At 70.2% G+C, this 19667-nt stretch carries 16 protein-coding genes; 7 read left to right on the top strand and 9 right to left on the bottom strand.

The genetic code is table 11. The features are described from left to right. Positions 1-54 precede the first annotated feature (54 nt). The 6 genes from asnB to ACFUO4_RS24460 form a co-directional block, all read right to left on the bottom strand. Entirely contained in the window at positions 55-1857 is a 1803-nt protein-coding gene (gene asnB, locus ACFUO4_RS24435) for an asparagine synthase (glutamine-hydrolyzing) (RefSeq protein WP_383488220.1), read from the bottom strand. Positions 1858-1860: 3 nt separating this feature from the next. Further along, positions 1861-3129, bottom strand: a complete 1269-nt coding sequence (locus ACFUO4_RS24440; protein WP_383488224.1) for a hypothetical protein — start codon at positions 3127-3129, stop codon at positions 1861-1863. Between the two features lie 40 nt (positions 3130-3169). After that, positions 3170-4177 (bottom strand): 2,3-diaminopropionate biosynthesis protein SbnB, encoded by a 1008-nt coding sequence (gene sbnB, locus ACFUO4_RS24445; protein ID WP_383488227.1) that lies wholly within the window; start codon positions 4175-4177, stop codon positions 3170-3172. A gap of 76 nt (positions 4178-4253) precedes the next feature. Further along, positions 4254-5234 (bottom strand): 2,3-diaminopropionate biosynthesis protein SbnA, encoded by a 981-nt coding sequence (gene sbnA, locus ACFUO4_RS24450; protein ID WP_079310631.1) that lies wholly within the window; start codon positions 5232-5234, stop codon positions 4254-4256. Further along, positions 5231-6640 carry a M20/M25/M40 family metallo-hydrolase gene (locus ACFUO4_RS24455; RefSeq protein WP_383489746.1) on the bottom strand — a complete coding sequence of 470 codons (1410 nt, stop codon included), beginning with the start codon at positions 6638-6640 and terminating at the stop codon, positions 5231-5233. Before ACFUO4_RS24455 ends, sbnA begins: the two co-directional genes overlap by 4 nt. Positions 6641-7586: 946 nt before the next feature. After that, the gene (locus ACFUO4_RS24460) at positions 7587-8222 is read right to left on the bottom strand and encodes a ScbR family autoregulator-binding transcription factor (protein WP_079310629.1); all 636 of its coding nucleotides are present in this window, start codon (positions 8220-8222) and stop codon (positions 7587-7589) included. 288 nt (positions 8223-8510) lie between these two features. On the opposite strand from ACFUO4_RS24460, the gene ACFUO4_RS24465 reads away from it, so the two are divergent. The 4 genes from ACFUO4_RS24465 (at position 8511) to ACFUO4_RS24480 (ending at position 14824) form a co-directional block, all read left to right on the top strand. Continuing rightward, positions 8511-9431 carry a ScbA/BarX family gamma-butyrolactone biosynthesis protein gene (locus ACFUO4_RS24465; protein ID WP_383488230.1) on the top strand — a complete coding sequence of 307 codons (921 nt, stop codon included), beginning with the start codon at positions 8511-8513 and terminating at the stop codon, positions 9429-9431. 22 nt (positions 9432-9453) lie between these two features. Continuing rightward, complete coding sequence (locus ACFUO4_RS24470; protein ID WP_383488233.1) at positions 9454-10383, top strand: NAD-dependent epimerase/dehydratase family protein; 930 nt, start codon at positions 9454-9456, stop codon at positions 10381-10383. Between the two features lie 228 nt (positions 10384-10611). Beyond that, positions 10612-11775, top strand: a complete 1164-nt coding sequence (locus ACFUO4_RS24475; protein WP_383488236.1) for an exonuclease SbcCD subunit D — start codon at positions 10612-10614, stop codon at positions 11773-11775. Between the two features lie 34 nt (positions 11776-11809). Then, a complete protein-coding gene (locus ACFUO4_RS24480; RefSeq protein WP_383488239.1) occupies positions 11810-14824 on the top strand; it encodes an AAA family ATPase in 3015 nt (1004 codons plus the stop codon). On the opposite strand, the gene ACFUO4_RS24485 is transcribed toward ACFUO4_RS24480, so the two are convergent. Beyond that, complete coding sequence (locus ACFUO4_RS24485; RefSeq protein ID WP_383488242.1) at positions 14792-15238, bottom strand: Lrp/AsnC family transcriptional regulator; 447 nt, start codon at positions 15236-15238, stop codon at positions 14792-14794. The genes ACFUO4_RS24480 and ACFUO4_RS24485 overlap by 33 nt on opposite strands. Before the next feature lie 156 nt (positions 15239-15394). Between ACFUO4_RS24485 and ACFUO4_RS24490 the strand changes: the two genes are divergently transcribed. From ACFUO4_RS24490 to ACFUO4_RS24500, 3 genes are all read left to right on the top strand, one after another. Further along, a complete protein-coding gene (locus ACFUO4_RS24490) occupies positions 15395-15880 on the top strand; it encodes a rhodanese-like domain-containing protein (protein WP_383488245.1) in 486 nt (161 codons plus the stop codon). A 101-nt stretch (positions 15881-15981) separates the two neighbouring features. Further along, positions 15982-16500: an immunity 21 family protein gene (locus ACFUO4_RS24495; protein ID WP_383488248.1), complete on the top strand. Its 519-nt coding sequence runs from the start codon at positions 15982-15984 to the stop codon at positions 16498-16500. 70 nt (positions 16501-16570) lie between these two features. Continuing rightward, positions 16571-17404, top strand: a complete 834-nt coding sequence (locus ACFUO4_RS24500; protein ID WP_383488251.1) for an SDR family oxidoreductase — start codon at positions 16571-16573, stop codon at positions 17402-17404. Positions 17405-17435: 31 nt separating this feature from the next. Here ACFUO4_RS24500 and ACFUO4_RS24505 read toward each other — a convergent pair whose 3' ends face one another. Continuing rightward, entirely contained in the window at positions 17436-19121 is a 1686-nt protein-coding gene (locus tag ACFUO4_RS24505) for a DUF885 domain-containing protein (protein WP_383488254.1), read from the bottom strand. Between the two features lie 33 nt (positions 19122-19154). Beyond that, complete coding sequence (locus tag ACFUO4_RS24510) at positions 19155-19646, bottom strand: Lrp/AsnC family transcriptional regulator (RefSeq protein ID WP_059198292.1); 492 nt, start codon at positions 19644-19646, stop codon at positions 19155-19157. Positions 19647-19667: the final 21 nt, after the last annotated feature.

Raw genomic sequence — 19667 nt, forward strand, 5'->3', positions numbered from 1 at the left:
CCTTTGCTCGTGTGTGAAGGTGGACAGGCAGGTGGTTGATGGAGGGCCCGGGCGTCAGGCGTGGGCAGCAGCGGTCATTTCGCGGGCCGTGCTGTCCTCTTGCAGCTGGTGCCAGCGCTCAAGCATGTAGAGCGTCCACAGTGCGTAGCTGTGCTCGGGGCGGAACTCGTGGACCGTGGAGCGCAGGGCGTCCGGGTCGAAGTAGCCACGTTCCAGGGCGGCTTCGGACGTCAGAGTGTCGCTGATCGTGGACCGCAGCTCCGTGCCCAGCCAGCTCTCCAGGGGCACGGCCAGTTCCTGCTTGCGGCGCTCCAGGACCTGTCGGGGCAGATACCGTGCGGCCACCCGCTTGAGCGGGGCCTTCTCCTCGTGGCCAACAAGCTTGCGGTCCGCGGGAACACGGGTCACGAAGTCGATCAGCCGGTGGTCGAGCAGAGGGCTGCGGGGCTCGACGGAGTGGGCCATCGACATCCGGTCGATCTTCACCAACTGGGCGTCGGACAGCCAGAATCCGCTGTCGACCTGCATGGCGCGGTCCAAGTCGGGAACCGATGGGTCGGTGCGGTCGAAGCGGGCCCGCAGGTAGTTGTGCGGCTGGCGTGGCAGCCGCTCGGCGAAGTCTGCCGCGTACAGCCGACTCTTGAGCGTCTGGGGAACGCCGTCCAGCAGGACGCCCTCGTAACGATCGGCGAGGCTCCCTCCCGCTGAGAGATCACGCAGTCGCTGATACCGGCCGTAGCCGCAGAAGATCTCGTCGGATCCGTCGCCGGTCAGCACCACGGTCACGTACTGCCTGGCCAACTTGTACATGCAGGAGGCCGCGATCGCGGAAGGGAAGGCGTACGGCTCCCCCATGTGGCTGAGGATGGTGTCGACGGCCTCCACCGCATCCTGCGGGCCGATCCGGTACGTGTGATGCCAGGTGCCACAGTGCTCGGCCACGGCACGAGCATGCACCGACTCGTCGAACGCGGCGTGCTCGAATCCGACGGAGAACGTGTGCAGGGGCCTGCCGAGCTGCTTGGTGGCCATGGCCACCACGAGGCTGGAGTCGAGCCCGCCGCTGAGCATCGCGCCGAGCGGAACCTCCGACTCCAACCGGTCCTGCACGGCCTGCTGGAGCAGCGCGTCGACGCGTTCGTCGATCTCTGCCTCGGGCAGGTCGGTGAGCTCGGCGGTGAAGTCGAACTGCCAGTACCTGCGGCGCCGTTCGGGCCGACCCCGTTCGAGGACCAGGGTCGTCGCCGGCTCCAGTTTGCGGACCTGCTGGTAGATCGTGTGCGGCGCGGGGACCACCCGGTAGCCGAGGTACTGGTCCACGGCAAGGGGATCGATGTCCCGGCCGATGCCGGGGTGCTGCATCAACGCGGGCAGCTCCGACGCGAACGCCACCGAATCAGCACTCGGCTTCGCGTAGAACAGCGGTTTCTTGCCGACCCGGTCAGTGGCCAGGACGAGCCGGTCGGTACGGGTGTCGTACACGGCAACGGCGAACATGCCGTGCAGGCGCTCGACGAAGTGCTCGCCCAGTTCCTGGTAGAGGTGCGGCAGCACTTGCGCGTCGCTGCCGCCGTGGACCGGGCGTCCTCGCGAGGCGAGGAAGGCGCGCAGTTCCTGGTGGTTGTAGATCTCACCGTTGAGGACGCATACGACCGTCCTGTCGTCGCTGAAGACGGGCTGGGAGCCGTCGTGCAGGCCGATGACCTTCAGCCGGCACATCGCCAGGGCCGCGTTCGACGCGGTGAAGGACCCCGTCTCGTCCGGGCCTCGGTGCGCCATGGCGGCACAGGCGGCAAGGGCGTAGGGGGTGTGGACAGGAGCCTGTCCCAGGGACACCGTTCCGGCTATTCCGCACACCGGTCAGCCCTCCTTCAGGTTGAGGCGCCGCTTGGCCTGGCCCGACCGGAGTCCGTCCGGCGTCACGGCCTGCACGCGTACCGGTCCGACCAGTCCGGACGCGATCATCTGCGCGACATCGGGAGCCCTCCGGTCCACGGCCGCGCGGACAGCGGCGATCTGGTCGTCATCCACCGTTTCGGCGACGACCGTGATGACCAGGCCGTCATCGTCACCCGCCTCGAACGGGTGGCCGGGGAAGACCTCGGCCATGATCTGCGCCAAGTCGTGGTTGCTGATGCGCTCACCGTGCTTGAAGTCGCCGGCAAGCCGCCCGTCGATGCGTTCGAACGCGAACACCTCGCGGCCCTCGTGCTGGATGCGGCGCAGACCGGTGATGGCGTCGCCGGTCACGTAACGCACCGCGGGGAAGTAGTCACGGGTCAAGGACGTGAGCAGGAGCGCCCCGCTGCCTTCCTGCCGGGACGGGACCATGTCGTTCGCGGTGTGCCGGCTCAGCTCCCCGGGAGTCAGGACCTCGGGAACGATGTGGTCGTGGAAGTGGTACAGGCCCGTCTCGGCGCACGAATAGCCGATGGCCCCTATCTCGATCGACCCGAACACGTCCAGGACGTCCTCGGGGCGCAGGCCGAATCGCTCGGCCACGTGGGCACGCCAGGCGAGGGGCGCGACATCACCTACGACCATGATCTTCTTCGGTCGGATGTCCAGCACGGGCCGCGCCTGCAGGAGCCGGTCGAGGATCATCGGCATGGTGAAGAAGACGTCAGGTCGCCACTCGTTGAGCTTCGCGACGTGCTCTTCCACGGGACGGGTGAAGTCGATGTCGTGGGCCTCGTAACCGAGTTCCACGAAGACACGTCGTGCCGAGGCGGCGGCATGGCCGGTACCGAGGTCCGCGACAGCCACCGCCCCACGCGGCACCGACGCGGTGAACTTCCCGAACAGCGCACGACGTTGGGCGATGTACGCGTCGTCGTCGGCGGTCGAGTAGAGGATGCGCTTGCGCTGTCCGCCGGACGTTCCCGAGGTGTGGTAGGCAGAGGCATCCGGCAGCTGGGGGTATGCGGCGGTGTAGTAGTGCGCGCCGAGCAGACCGGTGTCCACGAGCGGAAGATCGGACAGGTCTGCGGAGCCCAGGGCTCCGCGACGCAGGAGGAGTTCGTGGTACCAGGGGAATCGCTGGGCGTGTCCGGCCACGAGCGCGGCCAGTTCCGCACTCTGCGCGGAGTCGGCGGTCCTGGGGGCGGCATGGGTGGTGATGTTCGGCATGGCAACCTTTCGTGAGACGGGGAGTAAGCGCTTGTGAGCGTCAGCTCCAGCGCTCCGTCTCACCGAAGAAGTCCGGCACCGAGACCGCGAGGCCCTTGTCGACGGCCTGCTGGTAGAGGCGCTGTCCCACGGCGAGGTCGAGGACTCCTAGGCCGAAGGGCGAGAAGATGCGCGGTCGGTCGGCCGCGGGGGTCACCTCACCGCGGATCACCTGCGCGAGAGTGCCGTCGATGAAGTCCCGGTGTCCGAACTGCTGTACCGCCAGGTGCGGGGAGGTGTTGGCCGTCAGGCAGTGGTCGACGTCGTCGAGGATGTTCTGCGCACCGAAGATGAGGTCCGCGCCAAGGTCTCGCAGCGAGACGTTGAGGACGGTCTGTCCGGCGGCAAAGGTGTCGGCCCGGGTCACCCAGGGCTCGGGCGCGGTCGTGGCGAAGACGACGATGTCGGCGTCAGCCGTGGCCTGTTCGAAGGAGTCGGCGCGCTCGGCACCGTATCCGAGATCACCGATGCGCCGGGTGAGCGAATCCGCGTAGGAGGCATTCTGGTCGTGCACGACGAAGCGGTTCACGTTCCACGACTGCGCGGCGAAGAATTCGGCGATGTTCCGCGCGATGACTCCCGCGCCCACCAGGCAGATGCGGTCCGCGGTACGGCCACCCGTCAGTTCCTGGGCACCCAGCACGGCAGACGCCGCGGTGCGGGCGGCGCTGATCTGGGACGCCTCCAGGCAGGCGAAGGGGTAGCCCGTCTCGTAGTCGTTGAGCAGCAGGGTGGCCGACGCGCGTGGGATGTTCCGCTCGATATTGCGCGGGTAACTGGCGATCCACTTGATCCCCGAGACGCCGTAGTCGCCACCCAGGTGAGCGGGCAACGCGATGATGCGGGCGTCCGGCTTCTCCGGGAAACGCAGGAAGTAGCTGTTGGGGTTGACCGAATCTCCGTCACCGTGGGTGAGGTAGGCGGAGCGAACCGTCTCGACGATGTCGGAACGCGAGGCATCGATGAGGGTGCGCAGGGCGGTGCCGCCCACTACGTGGAAGTCGAACATGCAGAGGTGTTTCCTTGTCTCGTTGCTGTTTGCAGCGGGGGTGCAGGTGTGGCCTGGCGAGGACACAGGCATCGGGTCACACGGCGACGGGGTGTCCGGCGGGGTCGTCGAGGACACCCGTGCCGAAGGTGTCGGCCACCCACATGTCGTCGTAGATCGTCTTGACGTAGCGGTCGCCCATGTCCGGGGAGAGCGCCACCACGCGCGAGCCTGCGGGGATCCTGTCGCCGATCGATTCCAGGGCGGCGAGCACGGATCCAGTGGAGCCGCCGAGCGGCAATCCGTGTTCACGGGCCATGCGTCGGCACATACGTACGGCGTCGCGTTCGTCGACGAGGACCACCTCGTCCACCTGCTCGGGCCGGCACAGTTCGGGACGGCGGCTGGTGCCGAGGCCCGGGATGTGGCGTGGGCCTGGCGGGCCGCCGAAGGTGACCGATCCAGCGGTGTCGACTGCGACGATCTTCGTCCAGGGGGAGAACATGCGGAAGTGACGCGTGCAGCCCATGAGGGTGCCGGTGGTTCCGGCACCGATCACCAGGGTGTCGACATGCCCGATGTTCTTGAGTATCGAGGTGGCGGTCCGCCGCGCGTGTGCCTGCGCGTTGGCGGGGTTGGCGTACTGGTTGAGCCACACGAGGTTCGGGTCGGCTTCGGTCATCTCACGGATACGGGCGATGCGCGTGCCGAGGTAGCCACCGTTGTCGTCCCGTCGCGTGACCTGGACGATCTCGGTTCCCAGCGAGCGGATCAGCGCCAGACTCTGCGGGGAGATGTTCGGGTCGGTGACACAGGTGAAGTGGTATCCGCGCGAGGCGGCGATCACAGACAAGGCGATACCGAGGCTGCCGGAGGATGACTCGACCATCCGGCCACCGGGCAGGAGCACACCCTTGCGTTCGGCGTCCTCGACCATGCCCAGGGCAGACTTGAGCTTTACCGACCCGGCCGGGTTCATCCCTTCCAGCTTCAGGAAGAGGTGACGGTCCGGCAGAACGCCATCCAGCTCGAGAAAGAGATCGTCAGTGACGATTTCACAGGCGTGCTGGTAGATCATCGGCTCTCCTGCAGGCCGGTCGACGACAGACGGGGAGTACCTTCGCCTGAGCTGCGCGGATTCGCCCGAAGGGCGGCAAGGCGTCGCAGGAAGAGGACCTCGGCATGGGCCAGAGAGGCGATCTCGCTCGGGCTCACGCTCTCGTCGATGCCGTGGATCTGCGAGGGCGGGTCCTCGACGCCGCACAAGACGATCTCTGTGTCCGGATAGAGCGTCCGGAAGACGGAGCAGACGGCGATGGAGCCACCGGCCCCCACGTCGCGGACCGGTACACCGAAGGCGTCGTGCAGGGCGCCGCGCATCTCGGCATGCGCCTGCCCACCGGAGTCGGCGAGAAAGGACGGGCCGCTCGTGACACGCCGGATTTCCAGGTGCGCACCCCAAGGCACCTGCCGACGCAAGTGATCGGCCAGCTCCTCATGGACTCGGGACACCTCCTCACCAGGCGGGGTGCGCACACTGATCAGCGCTTTCGCCGAGGGCAGCAACGCGGGGACAGCGTCGTCGAGTTGCGGTGACTGCACGGCGAGCACGGTGATGGCGGGCCGGCTCCACAGGCGGTCGGCGATGCTGCCGGTGCCGATGAGCTCGACACCGTCGAGGACGCCTGCATCGGCGCGCAGGTCCGTCTCGGAGTACTCGGCGGCGGCACGGGGGCGCGCCGTCCGGCCGGTGCCGGACCTCGGCACACAGGGTGTCCCCTGACTGTCGTGCAACGTGGCCAGGAGACGGATCAGAGCGGTCATCGCGTCGGGCACGGGCCCGCCGAACTGGCCCGAGTGGAGCGTTTTGGACAGTGTGGAGAGCTCGATCTCCACTACCGCCATGCCTCGCAAGGAGGTGGTGAGAGTGGGGATGCCGGACTCGACGTTCCCTGTGTCGGCGACGACGACCACGTCCGGTGTCGGCAGGTCCGGATGGGCACGCAGCACTTTTTCGAGACTGCCGTCGCCGGGCTCCTCACAGCCGTCGACGATGACGGTCAAGTCGACGTCCGGGTAGGGCTCGTGAGGCAGGGCTTCCTGAAGCGCGCGCAACGCCGTGAGGTGCATGACGATGTTGCCCTTGCAGTCCGCGCTGCCCCGGCCGTACCAACGCCCCTCGCGTTCGGTCAGCTCGAACGGGGGTGTGTGCCAGGAGGTTTCATCCTGTGCGGAGACGACGTCGTAGTGCGCGTAAAGCACCACGGACGGGGCACCAGGTGGTCCGGGACGGCGCCCGTACACGGTCTTCGGGCCCTCCTCGGTGGAGAGCAGTCGAGTCTCGGGGAAACCGGCATCCGCGAGCATGGCGACAATCAGGTTGGCCGCGCGCTCGAACTGATCCGGGGGTGAGATACCGACGACGGTGCGCAGCGCGACCAGTTCCGCGAGGTCATCGCGGGCTCTGGACATCAGGGAGCGCACGGTCTCGACCGAGCAGGGAGCAGACAAGGTTTCTCCAACATGCGGGACAGGTGCGGATGCTCAGCTGTGGCGGGTGCCAGGGCCGGCGCAGCGGGGACCTCACGGCCGGCGTCCTGGCCTGTGAGCCCCGACCACCGAGCCCGAGAGGGCAACGCCGGCGGTGAGGAGGCCGACGGCGAGCGGTGCGGCCGGCCACGAATCTTCCCTGGTCCAGGCAGAGGACCAGGAAGGCCGACGCCGGCGTGCCGAGTCGGCGGACGGTCTGACCGCACCACGGCGGCTGAACGCCCAGGGGGCACTATCAGGAGCATTCCGTTCTTGTCGATCACCGTCGAAGTCGCTGGGTTGCAAGGCGACTTCGGCCTTGGACGGCCGGGGACGGAGAGACTGGATCCGGACGCATACCCGGTCTCGGTCTCCCCGCCCGAAGCCACTCCGAAAACCCGCAGGGTGACCGGTAGTGACTGCCTCGGCACGACCTCAATTAACAAACAGACTTGTCTGTTTGTCAACGGCTCGCCGACCGCGCTCTAGAGGCTGTCTCCCCAGCTCACCTGCGGTTTTTCGCCTCCGGCCCGCGACGCGCAAGGTGGCACAAGTCACTTGAGTCGAGATTTTTCCATGCTGGGCTGTCTGCTGCTCGACCTGGTTCTTGCTCCCAGGTTGAGCAGCAAAGACGTTCCCTGAAACCAGACAGCCCTGTATGTTTTGACGGAGAGCCGTCACCAAACGACCAGTCGTGCGCGCCACCGTGGACCTCATCGCGAACGGCCGGCCGGCCGACTCGTGGGCGTGCACGACGAAGTCCTCACGGCAGCACGTGAGCGATCCGACAACACTGAGCGGATTTGGGACATGGTCCTGCCGCTCTTCGCGGAAGCGGAGCGGAGCGGACCGTGGCCGAGCGCGAGAGAGGTGCTGCGGGGACGGGAGTGTCCGGTGAGCCCTATGGGGCGATGGTGGCCCCGGCCTCCGGCGCCGGCGGTGGGGTGACGCGCAGATGGCCGATCATGCCGGGGGCGACCAGGCCGGGCAGCAGCAGCCGCCACATCGCGGTGAGACGTTCCGGGAGATCCTCCCGATCGGTGTAGACCTGGGACATCACCTGCATGCCGGTGAAGGCTCCGACGATGACCGCGGAGACTTCGTTCAGGTCAAGACCCGGCAGGATCTCGCCCTGCTTCCCTGCCTGTTCGAGGAGTTCAAGGATGGCCGCGCTCGACTGCTCGTACGGCGTGTGCACAGGTCGCGGGAGCGACGTCTTCTCCACCGCCAGGCGCACGCTGGCACGCAGGACCGGATCGCGCTGGAGTTGGCCGGCGAACGCGAAGGTCAGGTCGATGATCGTCTGGATTCGGGTGGATCGGTCAGGGACGACCAGGGCTTCACCGTGGGCCTCGAGCAGCGCCATGGCAATGGCCTCTTTGGAAGGGAAGTGGTGATACAGGGCACCACGGGTCAGGCCACTGCGAGCGAGGATCTCATTCGTGCTTGCGGCGTCGAAGCCGCGCAGGTCGAACACCTCGGCGGCAGCCTCCAGGATCGCTCGCCGCGATCGGGTTCCGCGCTCCTGCTTTGCCATATCTGTCCCTGTCGCAGCCAAAGCCCATACTGTACCGACCAGTCTGCATCATGTGGCTGCGGGATGTCAGGGTGCATCCCGTCACGGAGGCGACTGCCCGTCTGCCCGGCTCTACCGGTGCGGGAACGTGACGTTTCGATCGGGCGAGTTCAACCCGAACATCCCAGACATGACGGAATTTTTGCCTTCACCCGACAGACCAGTCTGTATTTTATAGGGGAGCCAACCAGGGCTCGCTGTCGCCATCCGCGACGCCTCCCCGATCACAAGTCGATAGAGACACCAGTAATGACTGCACCGACCGATTCGCCCATAGGCCTCACCTCGATCGTCCCGCGCCAGTACGTGCATCGCGCCGCCGTCTCCGAGGTCCTGCTCACCGGTTGGCGGCCGACCGCTGCGGCCGACACGTTCATCGTTGACGCTCAGTGGCCGCGTGGGCACGCCGTGTTCGCCCAGTCGGACGGCTACCAGGATGCGATGCTCCTGGTCGAATCGGTGCGGCAGGTCGGCTCGCTCCTGGCGCACGCCGAGTTCGGGGTCGCCTTCGGCCATCAGTTCCTCATGCGATTCATATCGTTCGCTGCCACCCCGGAGCTGCTCGCCGCCACCCCCGCTCCCACGGAGGTCGAGCTGCACACGGTGTGTCGCGACATCGTCCGACGCGGGAAGAACCTGTCAGGCCTGCACTACGAGGTGATCGCGAAAGTCGAAGGCGTGGCCCTGGCCACGGCCGGCGCAGCCTTCAGCTGTACCGGCCCCGCCGTCTACAAGCGGCTGCGCGGCGAGCGGCCGATGCGCACCCGCCTCCGCCCGGGCCACGCGATCGACCCGCGGCGCGTGGGCCGCGTCGACCCGCAGCACGTGGTGCTCAGCGAGGACGCTCTCGGCCGCGCCAACACCTGGGAGCTGCGTGTCGACACCGGCCACCCGATCTTCTTCGATCACCCGGTCGACCACGTCCCGGGCATGGTGCTCCTGGAAGCGGCCCGCCAGGCCGCCTACGCCGCCACGGGCCTGGCCGACGCCCTCCTCCTCGACTTGGACAGCTCCTTCGAGCGGTACGTCGAACTCGACGCACCCTGCGTCATCGAGGCAACACCCGCCGGCGTCGACGCGGGCGGCGACGCACTGGTCGACGTGCGAGGGATCCAGTTCGACCGGACCGTCTTCACTGCACGGCTTGCGCTGCGGCCCCGCATCCGCTGACCTTCATCGACGGAGCACCCACATGCAACGCATCCTGATCACCGGAGCGGGTGGCTTCATCGGCAGCCACGTCTCCCGTGAAGCCGCGCGCACCGGCAGGGCGCTGACCTTGATGGCACATCGCCGGCCGCCGCAGTTGCCCCTCGACAGCCCATCGCGGGTCGTCCACGCGAGCCTGGCAGAACCCGCCTCACTGCACGGTCTGTGCGACGGCGTCGACTTCGTCGTGCACTGCGCCTCGCAGATCGGCGGGTCTCTTCAGCGCAATCGTGACGTCAACGCCCGGGGGACCGCCGCGCTGGTCGCCGAAGCGCAGCGCGCCGGGGTGTCCCGCATCGTGTACCTGAGTACCGCCTCCGTCTACGGGCGCGGCACCTTCCGCCGCGCCCACCCCGGGGAACTTCTGCGTCGGCCTCAATCCCCGACGTCGCAGACACGGGCCGCGGCGGAGGACACCGTACTGGCCGCCGGAGGGATCGTCCTGCGTCCGCATCTGGTGTACGGGCGCGGCGACACGTGGGTCGTCCCCGGGCTCATTCGCTTGTTGCAGGCCGTTTCCGGTACGCCCACGGGCTGGAACGCCCAACTGTCCGTCATCTCCGCGACCGAACTGGCCGCACTGATCGTGGCGGTCGGCCTCGCTCCTCGCGGAGAGCTGTCGTCGTCCGTCTACCACGCGGCGTATCCCGCACCAGTGACGGTGTCCACGCTGCTGCGGGCTGTCGCCGGCTGCATGACCCCGCCCCCGAGGCTTTGGGACTTCAGTCACACCCAGGCCCGTAGCCGCCTCGGCCAGAACCATGAAGCCGCACACGCAGTGGACATGCTGGCCACCGACCACTGGTTCGACAGCGAGCCGATCTGGTCGGATTCGGGAAGATCGCCGGGTTCGTCCTGGGAGGCGGACTTCCCACGTCTCAAGGAGTGGTACGGGGTGCGGGCGGCGGCGTGAACCGTCGCCTACCGCCGACACCTGGCACCGAGGTCTTCTCGGCAGGGTGCGGCTCGCTTCGAGCGGTGACCAGGCTCCTGCTCCACGCACACCCTGGCAGACTGAGGTCCGTGAGGGATCAGGTACTGACAGGCGTTAGCGTGATGGGTGCCTACAGCGACGGCCGTGCCGGTTCGGTGCTGACTCCAGGGGCGAAGTAGGGAGAAACATGCAGGTCGGAGCGGCATCTTGAGAATTCTGCACACTTCCGACTGGCATCTCGGCCGGGCGTTCCACCGGGTCAACATGCTCGGGGCGCAGGCCGAGTTCATCGGCCGGCTCGTCGCGACCGTGCGCGAGCGCGGCGTGGACGCCGTGGTCGTGTCGGGAGACGTGTACGACCGCGCGGTGCCGCCGCTGGCCGCGGTCGAGCTGTTCGACGACGCCCTGCACCGGCTCGCCGACCTCGGGGTGCCGACGGTGATGATCTCCGGTAACCACGACTCGGCGCGTCGGCTCGGGGTGGGCGCGGGCCTCATCGACCGCGCGGGCATCCATCTGCGGACCGAACCGGCGGCGTGCGGGACGCCGGTCGTCCTTCAGGACGCCTTCGGTGACGTGGCCTTCTACGGTCTGCCGTATCTCGAACCCGCCCTGGTGAAGGACGATTTCGGGGTGGAGAAGCCCGGCCACGAGGCCGTGCTCGCCGCCGCCATGGACCGCGTCCGCGCCGACCTCGCCACCCGCGCGCGCGGCACCCGCTCAGTCGTCCTCGCGCACGCCTTCGTGACGGGCGGCGAGGCCAGCGACAGCGAACGGGACATCACGGTCGGCGGGGTCGCCGCCGTACCGTCCGGCGTCTTCGACGGCGTCGACTACGCGGCGCTGGGACATCTGCACGGCTGCCAGACCATCACCGACCGCGTCCGCTACTCCGGCTCCCCGCTGCCGTACTCCTTCTCCGAGGCCGACCACCGCAAGACCATGTGGCTCGTCGACCTCGACGCCGAGGGCGCGGTGACCGCCGAGCGCGTCGACTGCCCGGTGCCGCGCGCGCTGGCCCGGCTGCGGGGGACGCTGGAGGAGCTGCTCGCCGATCCCGGCCTCGCCCGGCACGAGGGGGCGTGGGTCGAGGCGACCCTCACCGACACCGTCCGCCCCGCCGACCCCATGGCCCGCCTCACCGAGCGCTTCCCGCACACCCTCAGCCTCGTCTTCGACCCCGAACGCGCCCCGGACGACCCCGAGGTGTCCTACGCCAAGCGGCTCGCTGGGCGCAGCGACCAGGAGATCGCGGAGGACTTCGTGACCCATGTGCGGGGCGCGGGACCCGACCCGGACGAACAGGGCGTGCTGCGGGACGCGTTCGACGCGGTGCGGGCGGACGAGGCGGTCAAGGAGGTCGCGCGGTGAGCCTGCGTCAACCGATGACAGGGGAGGGCGCTCGATGAGGCTGCACCGGCTGGACATCACCGCGTTCGGCCCCTTCGGCGGAGCCCAGTCCGTCGACTTCGACGAGCTGTCCGTCGCCGGCCTCTTCCTGCTCCACGGACCGACCGGCGCCGGCAAGACCTCCGTCCTCGACGCCGTCTGCTACGCGCTGTACGGCTCCGTCCCCGGAGCCCGCCAGTCCGGCCAGGGCCTCACCCTGCGCAGCGACCACGCCGCTTCCGGCACGCGCACGGAGGTGCGGCTCGAACTGACCGTCGCCGGACGCCGGTTGGAGATCACCCGCCAGCCGCCCTGGGAACGTCCCAAGAAGCGCGGCTCGGGAAGCACCCTGGACAAGGCCCAGAGCTGGCTGCGCGAGTACGACGCCCGCACCGGTGCCTGGAAGGACCTCAGCCGCTCCCACCAGGAGATCGGCGAGGAGATCACCCAGCTGCTCGGCATGAGTCGCGAGCAGTTCTGCCAGGTCGTGCTGCTGCCCCAGGGCGACTTCGCCCGCTTCCTGCGCGCGGACGCCGAGGCGCGCGGCCGGCTGCTGGGCCGCCTCTTCGACACCCACCGCTTCGCCGAGGTCGAGAAGCGGCTCGCCGAGCGCCGCCGCGCCACCGAGGCACAGGTCCGCGACGGCGACACCGAGCTGCTCGCCGACGCCCACCGCATGCAGCAGGCGGCGGGCGACGCGATGGTCCTGCCGGACGCCGCCCCCGGGGAGCCCGGTCTCGCCGACGCCGTCATGAGCGCCGCCGCCGTCGCCCGCAGCACCGCCCGCGAACAGCTCACCATCGCCCACAGCCGGCTCACGGCCGCCGAGTCCGTGCAGGCCGCCGCCGAGCGCACCCTGGCCGACGTCCGCGAACTCGCGCGGCTCCAGCAGCGGTTCGCCGAGGCGCGGCAGCGGGCCGCGCTGATGGAGGAGCGCTCCGACGGCTACCGGCAGGCGCTCGCGCGCATGGAACGCGCCCGCAAGGCCGAGGCCGTGGCACCGGCGCTGGAGCTCAGGGAGGCCGCCGACGCCGAGCACCGCCGGGCGGACGCGGCACAGGCACGCACGCGTGCCCTGCTGCCGGACACCTTCGCCGACGCCGGCGCGGCCGGGCTCGCGTCCGCCGCCCGCCGGGCCGCCGAGGAGCTGGGCGGCCTGGAGTCGGCGCGCCGTGCCGAGCAGCGGCTGGCCGACCTGGTCGCGGAGCGGGACGGCCTGGACCGGCAGGAGCGTGCCGACGACGACGTGCTGCGCGACGCGGACGACTGGCTCGCCGGCTGGGAGGCGACCCGCGCCGCGCTCCAGGCCCGCGTCGACGCCGCCCAGGAGGCGGCGACCCGGGCCGAGCAGCTCGGGGTACAGCGCGAGCCTGCGCAGAAGCGGCTGGGCGCGGCGCGGATGCGGGACCAGCTGGCCGGCGACACCGACACGGCCGCCGAACAGGTCCGCCTCGCCCAGGCGGACGCGCTGGAGCTCAAGGCCCGCTGGCTCGACGTCAAGGAGCAGCGGCTGACCGGCATCGCCGCCGAACTCGCCGCCCAGCTGGCGGACGGGGAGCCCTGCGCGGTCTGCGGGGCGACCGAACACCCGGCCCCGGCCCGCAAGGACGCCGGTCATGTCGACCGGGAGGCGGAGGAACAGGCGCTGGCCGCCTACCAGCAGGCGGAGGAGCGGCACAGCGAGCGGGAACGGCGCCTGGGCGTCGTACGCGAGGCACTCGCCGCCGCCACCGCGGAGGCCGGTGACGCCTCCACCGAGCAACTCTCCGAAGCCGCCGATGAGTTGGAGCGGCTCTACGCGCAGGCCCGGCAGGCGGCGTCGGCGCTGCACCCCGCGCACGAGGAGCTGCGCCGCGCCGAGCAGGAGCACGAGCGGCGTACCGCCGTCCGCCAGGAGGCCGCGGTGCGAGCCGCCTCCCGCGTCGGCCACCGGGACCGGCTCGACCGTGAACGGGCCGCGCTGGAGGAGGAGTTGGCCCAGGCCCGCGGCGCCCTCGACAGCGTCGCCGCGCGAGCCGGCCAGCTGGAGCGGCAGGTCGGACTGCTCACCGACGCCGCCGACGCGGCCCGTGTCGCCGAGGACACCGCGCAGCGGCTCAAGGACGCCGACGCCCGGCTGGCCGACGCCGCGTTCCGGGCCGGCTTCGACACCCCGCAGGCCGCGGCGGAGGCGCTCCTGGACGACGCGGCCCACCGCGACCTCCAACGGCGGCTCGACGACTGGCAGGCGCAGGAGGCCGCGGTACGGGCCGTCCTCGCCGAGCCCGACACCGCGGCCGCCGCCCAGCAGCCGCCCGCCGACCTCGCCGCCGCCGAGCGGGCCGCCGCCCTCGCCGCCCAGCGGGTCCGCGACGCGGCCTCCGCGCGCGACGCCGCCGCCCGGCGCTGCGCCGACCTCGACCGGCTCTCCGCGCGCGCGGAGATCTCCGTGCGCCGCCTCGCGCCGCTGCGTGAGGAGTACGACCGGGTCGCCCGTCTGGCCTCGCTCACCGCGGGCACCTCGGCGGACAACGAACGCAAGATGCGCCTGGAGTCGTACGTGCTGGCCGCGCGCCTGGAACAGGTGGCCGCCGCCGCGACCGTCAGGCTGCTGCGGATGTCCTCGGGCCGCTACACCCTCGTGCACTCCGACGACCGCGCCGGACGCGGCCGCAGTGGGCTCGGGCTGCATGTCGTCGACGCCTGGACCGGACGGGAACGGGACACGGCCACGCTGTCGGGCGGCGAGACGTTCTTCGCCTCGCTCGCCCTCGCCCTCGGCCTCGCGGACGTCGTCACCGACGAGGCGGGCGGCGTCCGGCTCGACACGCTCTTCATCGACGAGGGCTTCGGCAGCCTCGACGACCAGACCCTCGACGAGGTCCTCGACGTGCTCGACTCACTGCGCGAACGGGACCGCAGCGTCGGCATCGTGAGCCATGTCGCCGACCTGCGGCGGCGTATCCACGCCCAGTTGGAGGTCGTGAAGGGCAGAGCGGGCTCCACCCTGAAGGTGCGCTCAGCGGCCCAGCGGGCGGCGCGGCAGGGGTGAGGAGTAGACGACGCTCGTCGTCACCGCGCCGAGCGAGCCGATCTTGCCGGACACCTCCTCCAGGTGCCGGATCGACCGCGCGGCGACCTTGATGACGAAGCAGTCGTCGCCCGTGACGTGGTGCGCCTCCAGGATCTCCGGCGTCACCTCGACCAGGTCGTGGAACGGCTTGTAGTTGCCGTTCGGATAGCGCAGCCGCACGAACGCCAGGATCGGCAGCCCCAGCCGGTCCGGGTCGACGACCGCCGCGTACCCCTGGATCACACCCGCCTCCTCCAGCCGGCGCACCCGTTCCGTGACCGCGCTCGAGGACATGGAGACGGCACGCGCGAGCTCGGCGAAACTGGCCCTGCCCTCCCGCTGGAGGACATCGAGGATGCGCCAGTCGGTGGCGTCCGGGGAAAACTCGGTCATCCCGGAGAGATACCAGGGCAATCACCGGCGGATCAAGCCGAACGCCGGGGATCGTCACTTCAGGGAAGCGATCGGCCGACGTAGATTTCTGGGTGCGGGGAGGGCGACGAGGCCCGAGGAGAAGCCCCGCACGTCCGGTCAGGGAAAGGCCCGAGCATGAGCAGCGTCAGCACGAACAACGTCAACCCCGTCCTGCGGGTCGCCCCCGCGGCCCCGGCCGAGGCTGCCGCCTACTTCCGTGCGAGCCTCGTCTTCCACGCCGACGTCTCCGATGTCGCCGCCGCCCTCTCGGCCGGCGGCGACCCCGGCTTCGTCGTCCTGGACTCCCGCTCCACGGAGGCCTGGGACCAGGGCCACATCCCCGGCGCGGTCCACCTGCCGACCGCCCTCATCCCCGAGCAGGCCGAACAGCTCCTCGACAAGTCCGTGCCGGTCGTGACGTACTGCTGGGGCCCCGGCTGCAACGGCGCCACCCGCTCCGCGCTCGCTCTCGCCGAACTCGGCTACCAGGTCAAGGAGATGCTCGGCGGCTTCGAGTACTGGGCACGCGAGGGCTTCGAGTACGAGACGTGGGAGGGCAAGCAGACCCGTGACCCCGACCCGCTGACGGCGCCGGTGGACGCGGAGAACTGCGGCTGCTGAGCCGGGCCGCGGCATGGCATCGGCCGTTGCTGAATGACGGATTCCGGATCTTCCGGTGAACCGGCGACGCGTACTGTCATGTACCAGGTAGATTCCGCGCCATGGTGCGATACGCGGAGCCGGGCGCGGCGGAGTGGGTGGAGTCGGGCGGCGGGCCGCTCATAGCGGTCCCGGAGACCGTGCTGCCGTTCTGGGCCGGCGCCGACGGGGACGAGACGGCCTCGGACTACGACCGGGCCTGCGAGGTCGACGGCCATGTCGGCCTGCTGCCCGTCGGCGACAGCGCGGCCCTGGTCTTCGGTGACGAGCCCGCCTCCACCACGTATCTCCCGGACCGCGGCGTCTTCGTACGGTGGTCGGCCGCGGAGTCGGAGGAACAGCTGCTCGCCGAGGTGCCGGCGGCGATCGACGCGGCGGTGTGGGGGCCGGAGGTCGCCTGGAACGTGCCCGGCCCGGTGCTGCTGTTCGACGCCGCCTGGCCGGGGACCGATTCCCTGCGCACCGACCACGTCTGGATCGCCCTGGACCCCGGCCGCTACGCGGTGCGCGCGGCGCATGTGCGGCCCGGACCGGAGACATGGCTGGGGCTCGTACAGCTGAGACCGCTGGCCCACGGATAGCGACTCCGGCGGCTCGGCGGGTGGGAAATTCCCGTGCGCCGCACGAGACGCTTCCCCATCATGGTCGTCCATGCCCCGACTTCCCCACCCCACCCCCGAAGAGCTCCGCTGCGATCCCCTGCCCCTGCGGGGCCGCACCGCCCTCGTCACCGGCGCCAGCAGACGCGGCGGCATCGGGCACGCCGTGGCCCGGCGGCTGGCCGCCTACGGGGCGAGCGTCTATCTGCACCACCATGTGCCGCACGACGCTGCCCAGCCCTGGGGAGCGGACCGTCCCGAGGACGTGCTCGCCTCCGTGCGCGGTGCGCTCGGCGACCCCGAGGCGCGGGTCGTGTCGGGACCCGGAGACCTCACGGACCCCGACGCCCCGGCCCAGCTGATCACCACCGCCGCCGACGCGCTCGGCGGCCGGCTCGACATTTTGGTCGCCAACCACGCCCTGAGCGGCAGCGACGGCACCCTCGACGAGATCGACGCGGCCATGCTGGACGCGCACTGGGCGGTCGACACCCGTTCGGTGCTGCTGCTGGTGCAGGCTTTCGCGCGGCACAGAGCGGGCCTCTCGGGAGGCCGGATCATGATGATGACCTCCGGTCAGGACAGCGCCGCAGGCATGCCGGGCGAGATCGCCTACGCACTCCAGAAGGGCGCCCTCGCCTCCATCACCCGCTCCCTGTCGACGACGCTCGCCGAGCACGGCATCACCGTGAACACCGTCAACCCGGGCCCGGTCGACACCGATTACCTGACCGGCGAGGCGTACGAGGCCGTCGCCGCCCGCTTCCCCGCCGGACGCTGGGGGATGCCCGACGATCCGGCCCGCCTCATCGCATGGCTCGCGACGGACGAGGCGGGCTGGATCACGGGGCAGGTGATCGACTCGGAGGGCGGCTTCCGGCACTGACCCGGCCCTCACAGCCGGGTCGGCTCGGCCTTTACAGCTGCGCGAGCTCGTCGACCAGGTCGTCCAGGCCCAGCGAGCCCTGCGACAGCGCCGCCATGTGCCAGGCCTTGAGGTCGAACGCGTCGCCGTGCCGCTGCCGGGCCTTCTCACGGCCCAGCAGCCAGGCACGCTCGCCCAGCTTGTAGCCGATGGCCTGGCCGGGAATCGTCAGATAGCGGGTCAGCTCGCTCTCCACGAAGTCCGCCGGCCGGCTGCTGTGCGCGCCGAAGAACTCCTGGGCCAGCTCCGGCGTCCAGCGCTCGCCCGGGTGGAACGGCGAATCGGCCGGGATCTCCAGCTCCAGGTGCATACCGATGTCGACGATCACCCGCGCCGCCCGCATCATCTGCGCGTCGAGGTAGCCGAGCCGCTGCTCCGCGTCCGTGAGGAACCCGAGCTCGTCCATCAGCCGCTCCGCGTACAGCGCCCAGCCCTCGGCGTTGGCGCTGACGATGCCGACCGTGGCCTGGTACCGGGAGAGGCTGTCGGCGATGTGCACCCACTGCGCCAGCTGCAGGTGATGGCCGGGGACACCCTCGTGGTACCAGGTGGAGACCAGGTCGTAGGCGGGGAAGCTGGTCTGGCCCATCGTCGGCAGCCAGGTACGGCCCGGGCGGGAGAAGTCCTCCGACGGGGGCGTGTAGTACGGTGCCGCCGCGCCGCCGGGCGGGGCGATGTGCGCCTCCACCCGCCGTACCCGCTCGGCCAGTTCGAAGTGCGTGCCGTCCAGCGACTCGATCGCCTGGTCCATCAGACCCTGCAGCCACTCACGGACCTCGTCGACGCCGTCGATGCGGGTGCCGTGCTCGTCGAGGTGCTTGAGCGCCACCCACGGCGTCTCGGCCCCCGGCAGGATCTTCTCCGCCTCCCGCTTCATCTCGCCGAGCAGCCGGTGGAACTCGGACCAGCCGTACGCGTACGCCTCGTCCAGATCCAGGTCCGTGCCGTTGAAGTAGCGGGCCCAACGGGCGTAGCGCTCCCGGCCGACGGTGTTCGAGGCGCCCTCGATCGTCGGCGCGTACACGTCCCGCATCCAGTCCCGCAGCTCCACGACCGCCGCGGTCGCGGCGCGCGCGGCCTCGTCCAGCTCGGCACGCAGCGCCTCGGGACCGTCCGCCGCGAAGTCCTCGAACCAGCCGCGCCCCTCCCCGGTGTCCGCCCACTCCGTGAGCTGCTCGACGAAGGTGGCCGTCGGGCGGGGAGAGGCGTACAGCTTGCGTTCCAGTCCGAGCGCGAGGGACTCGCGGTAACCGGCGAACGCGGCCGGCACGGCCCGCAGCCGCTCGGCGATCGCCGCCCAGTCCTCGTCGGTCTGGCTCGGCGTCACGGTGAACACCTCGCGCACCGAGTGCGCGGCCGTCGCCATGTTGCCGACCGAGCGCAGGCCTTCGTCCGCCTCGTGCACGGCGAGTTCCGCGGTGAGCCGCTCGCGCAGCAACCGGGCGCAGCGCCGCTCGATGTCACTGTCCGCGCCGGGCTGCCGCTCGGCCTCGTCGAGGCGGGCGAGCGTGGCCCGTTGGAGCTCGGCGAGCTTCTCCTGGCCCGCGGGCGAGGTGTCGGGAAGACGGTTCGAACTTTCCTTGACGCCGAGGTAGGTGCCGGTGACCGGGTCGAGGGCGATGAGGGCGTCGACGTAGGAGTCGGCCACCTCACGAGGCAGGCTGTTGGTCTGTGACATGCGGTCCATCCTCGTACGAGGAGACGCCGCACGTCACCCGGATTGAGCCGAGGGCGTAGGCGGGAGCAGCGGCCCGCAGTCCCACTGCTGGAAGATCAACCGGGTCTCGACCCGGGCCACTTCGCGATGGGCCGTGAACTCGTCGAGGACGAGCCGCTGCAGGTCCGTCATGTCCGCGACGGCGACATGGACGAGGTAGTCGTCGGGCCCGGTCAGGTGGAAGACGGTCCGCGACTCGGGCAGCGCCCTGATCCGCTCGACGAACGGCCCCACCAACTCCCGTCGATGCGGCCTGACCTGCACCGACAGCAGTGCCTCAAGGCCGCGCCCGAGCTTCGCCGGGTCCAGCCGCAACTGGTGGCCGAGGATCACGCCGGCCCGGCGCAGCCGGGTCACCCGGTCCAGACAGGTCGACGCCGCGACCCCGACCTGGGCGGCGAGGTCGCGGTAGGTGGTCCGGGCGTCGTTCTGCAACAGCCGCAGAAGATGAAGGTCCACCGGATCCAGTACGACAGATTCGGCCATGGCCCGAACGTAACACGGTGT

The sequence above is a fragment of the Streptomyces sp. NPDC057280 genome, assembly GCF_042668605.1.
Taxonomy (GTDB): domain Bacteria; phylum Actinomycetota; class Actinomycetes; order Streptomycetales; family Streptomycetaceae; genus Streptomyces.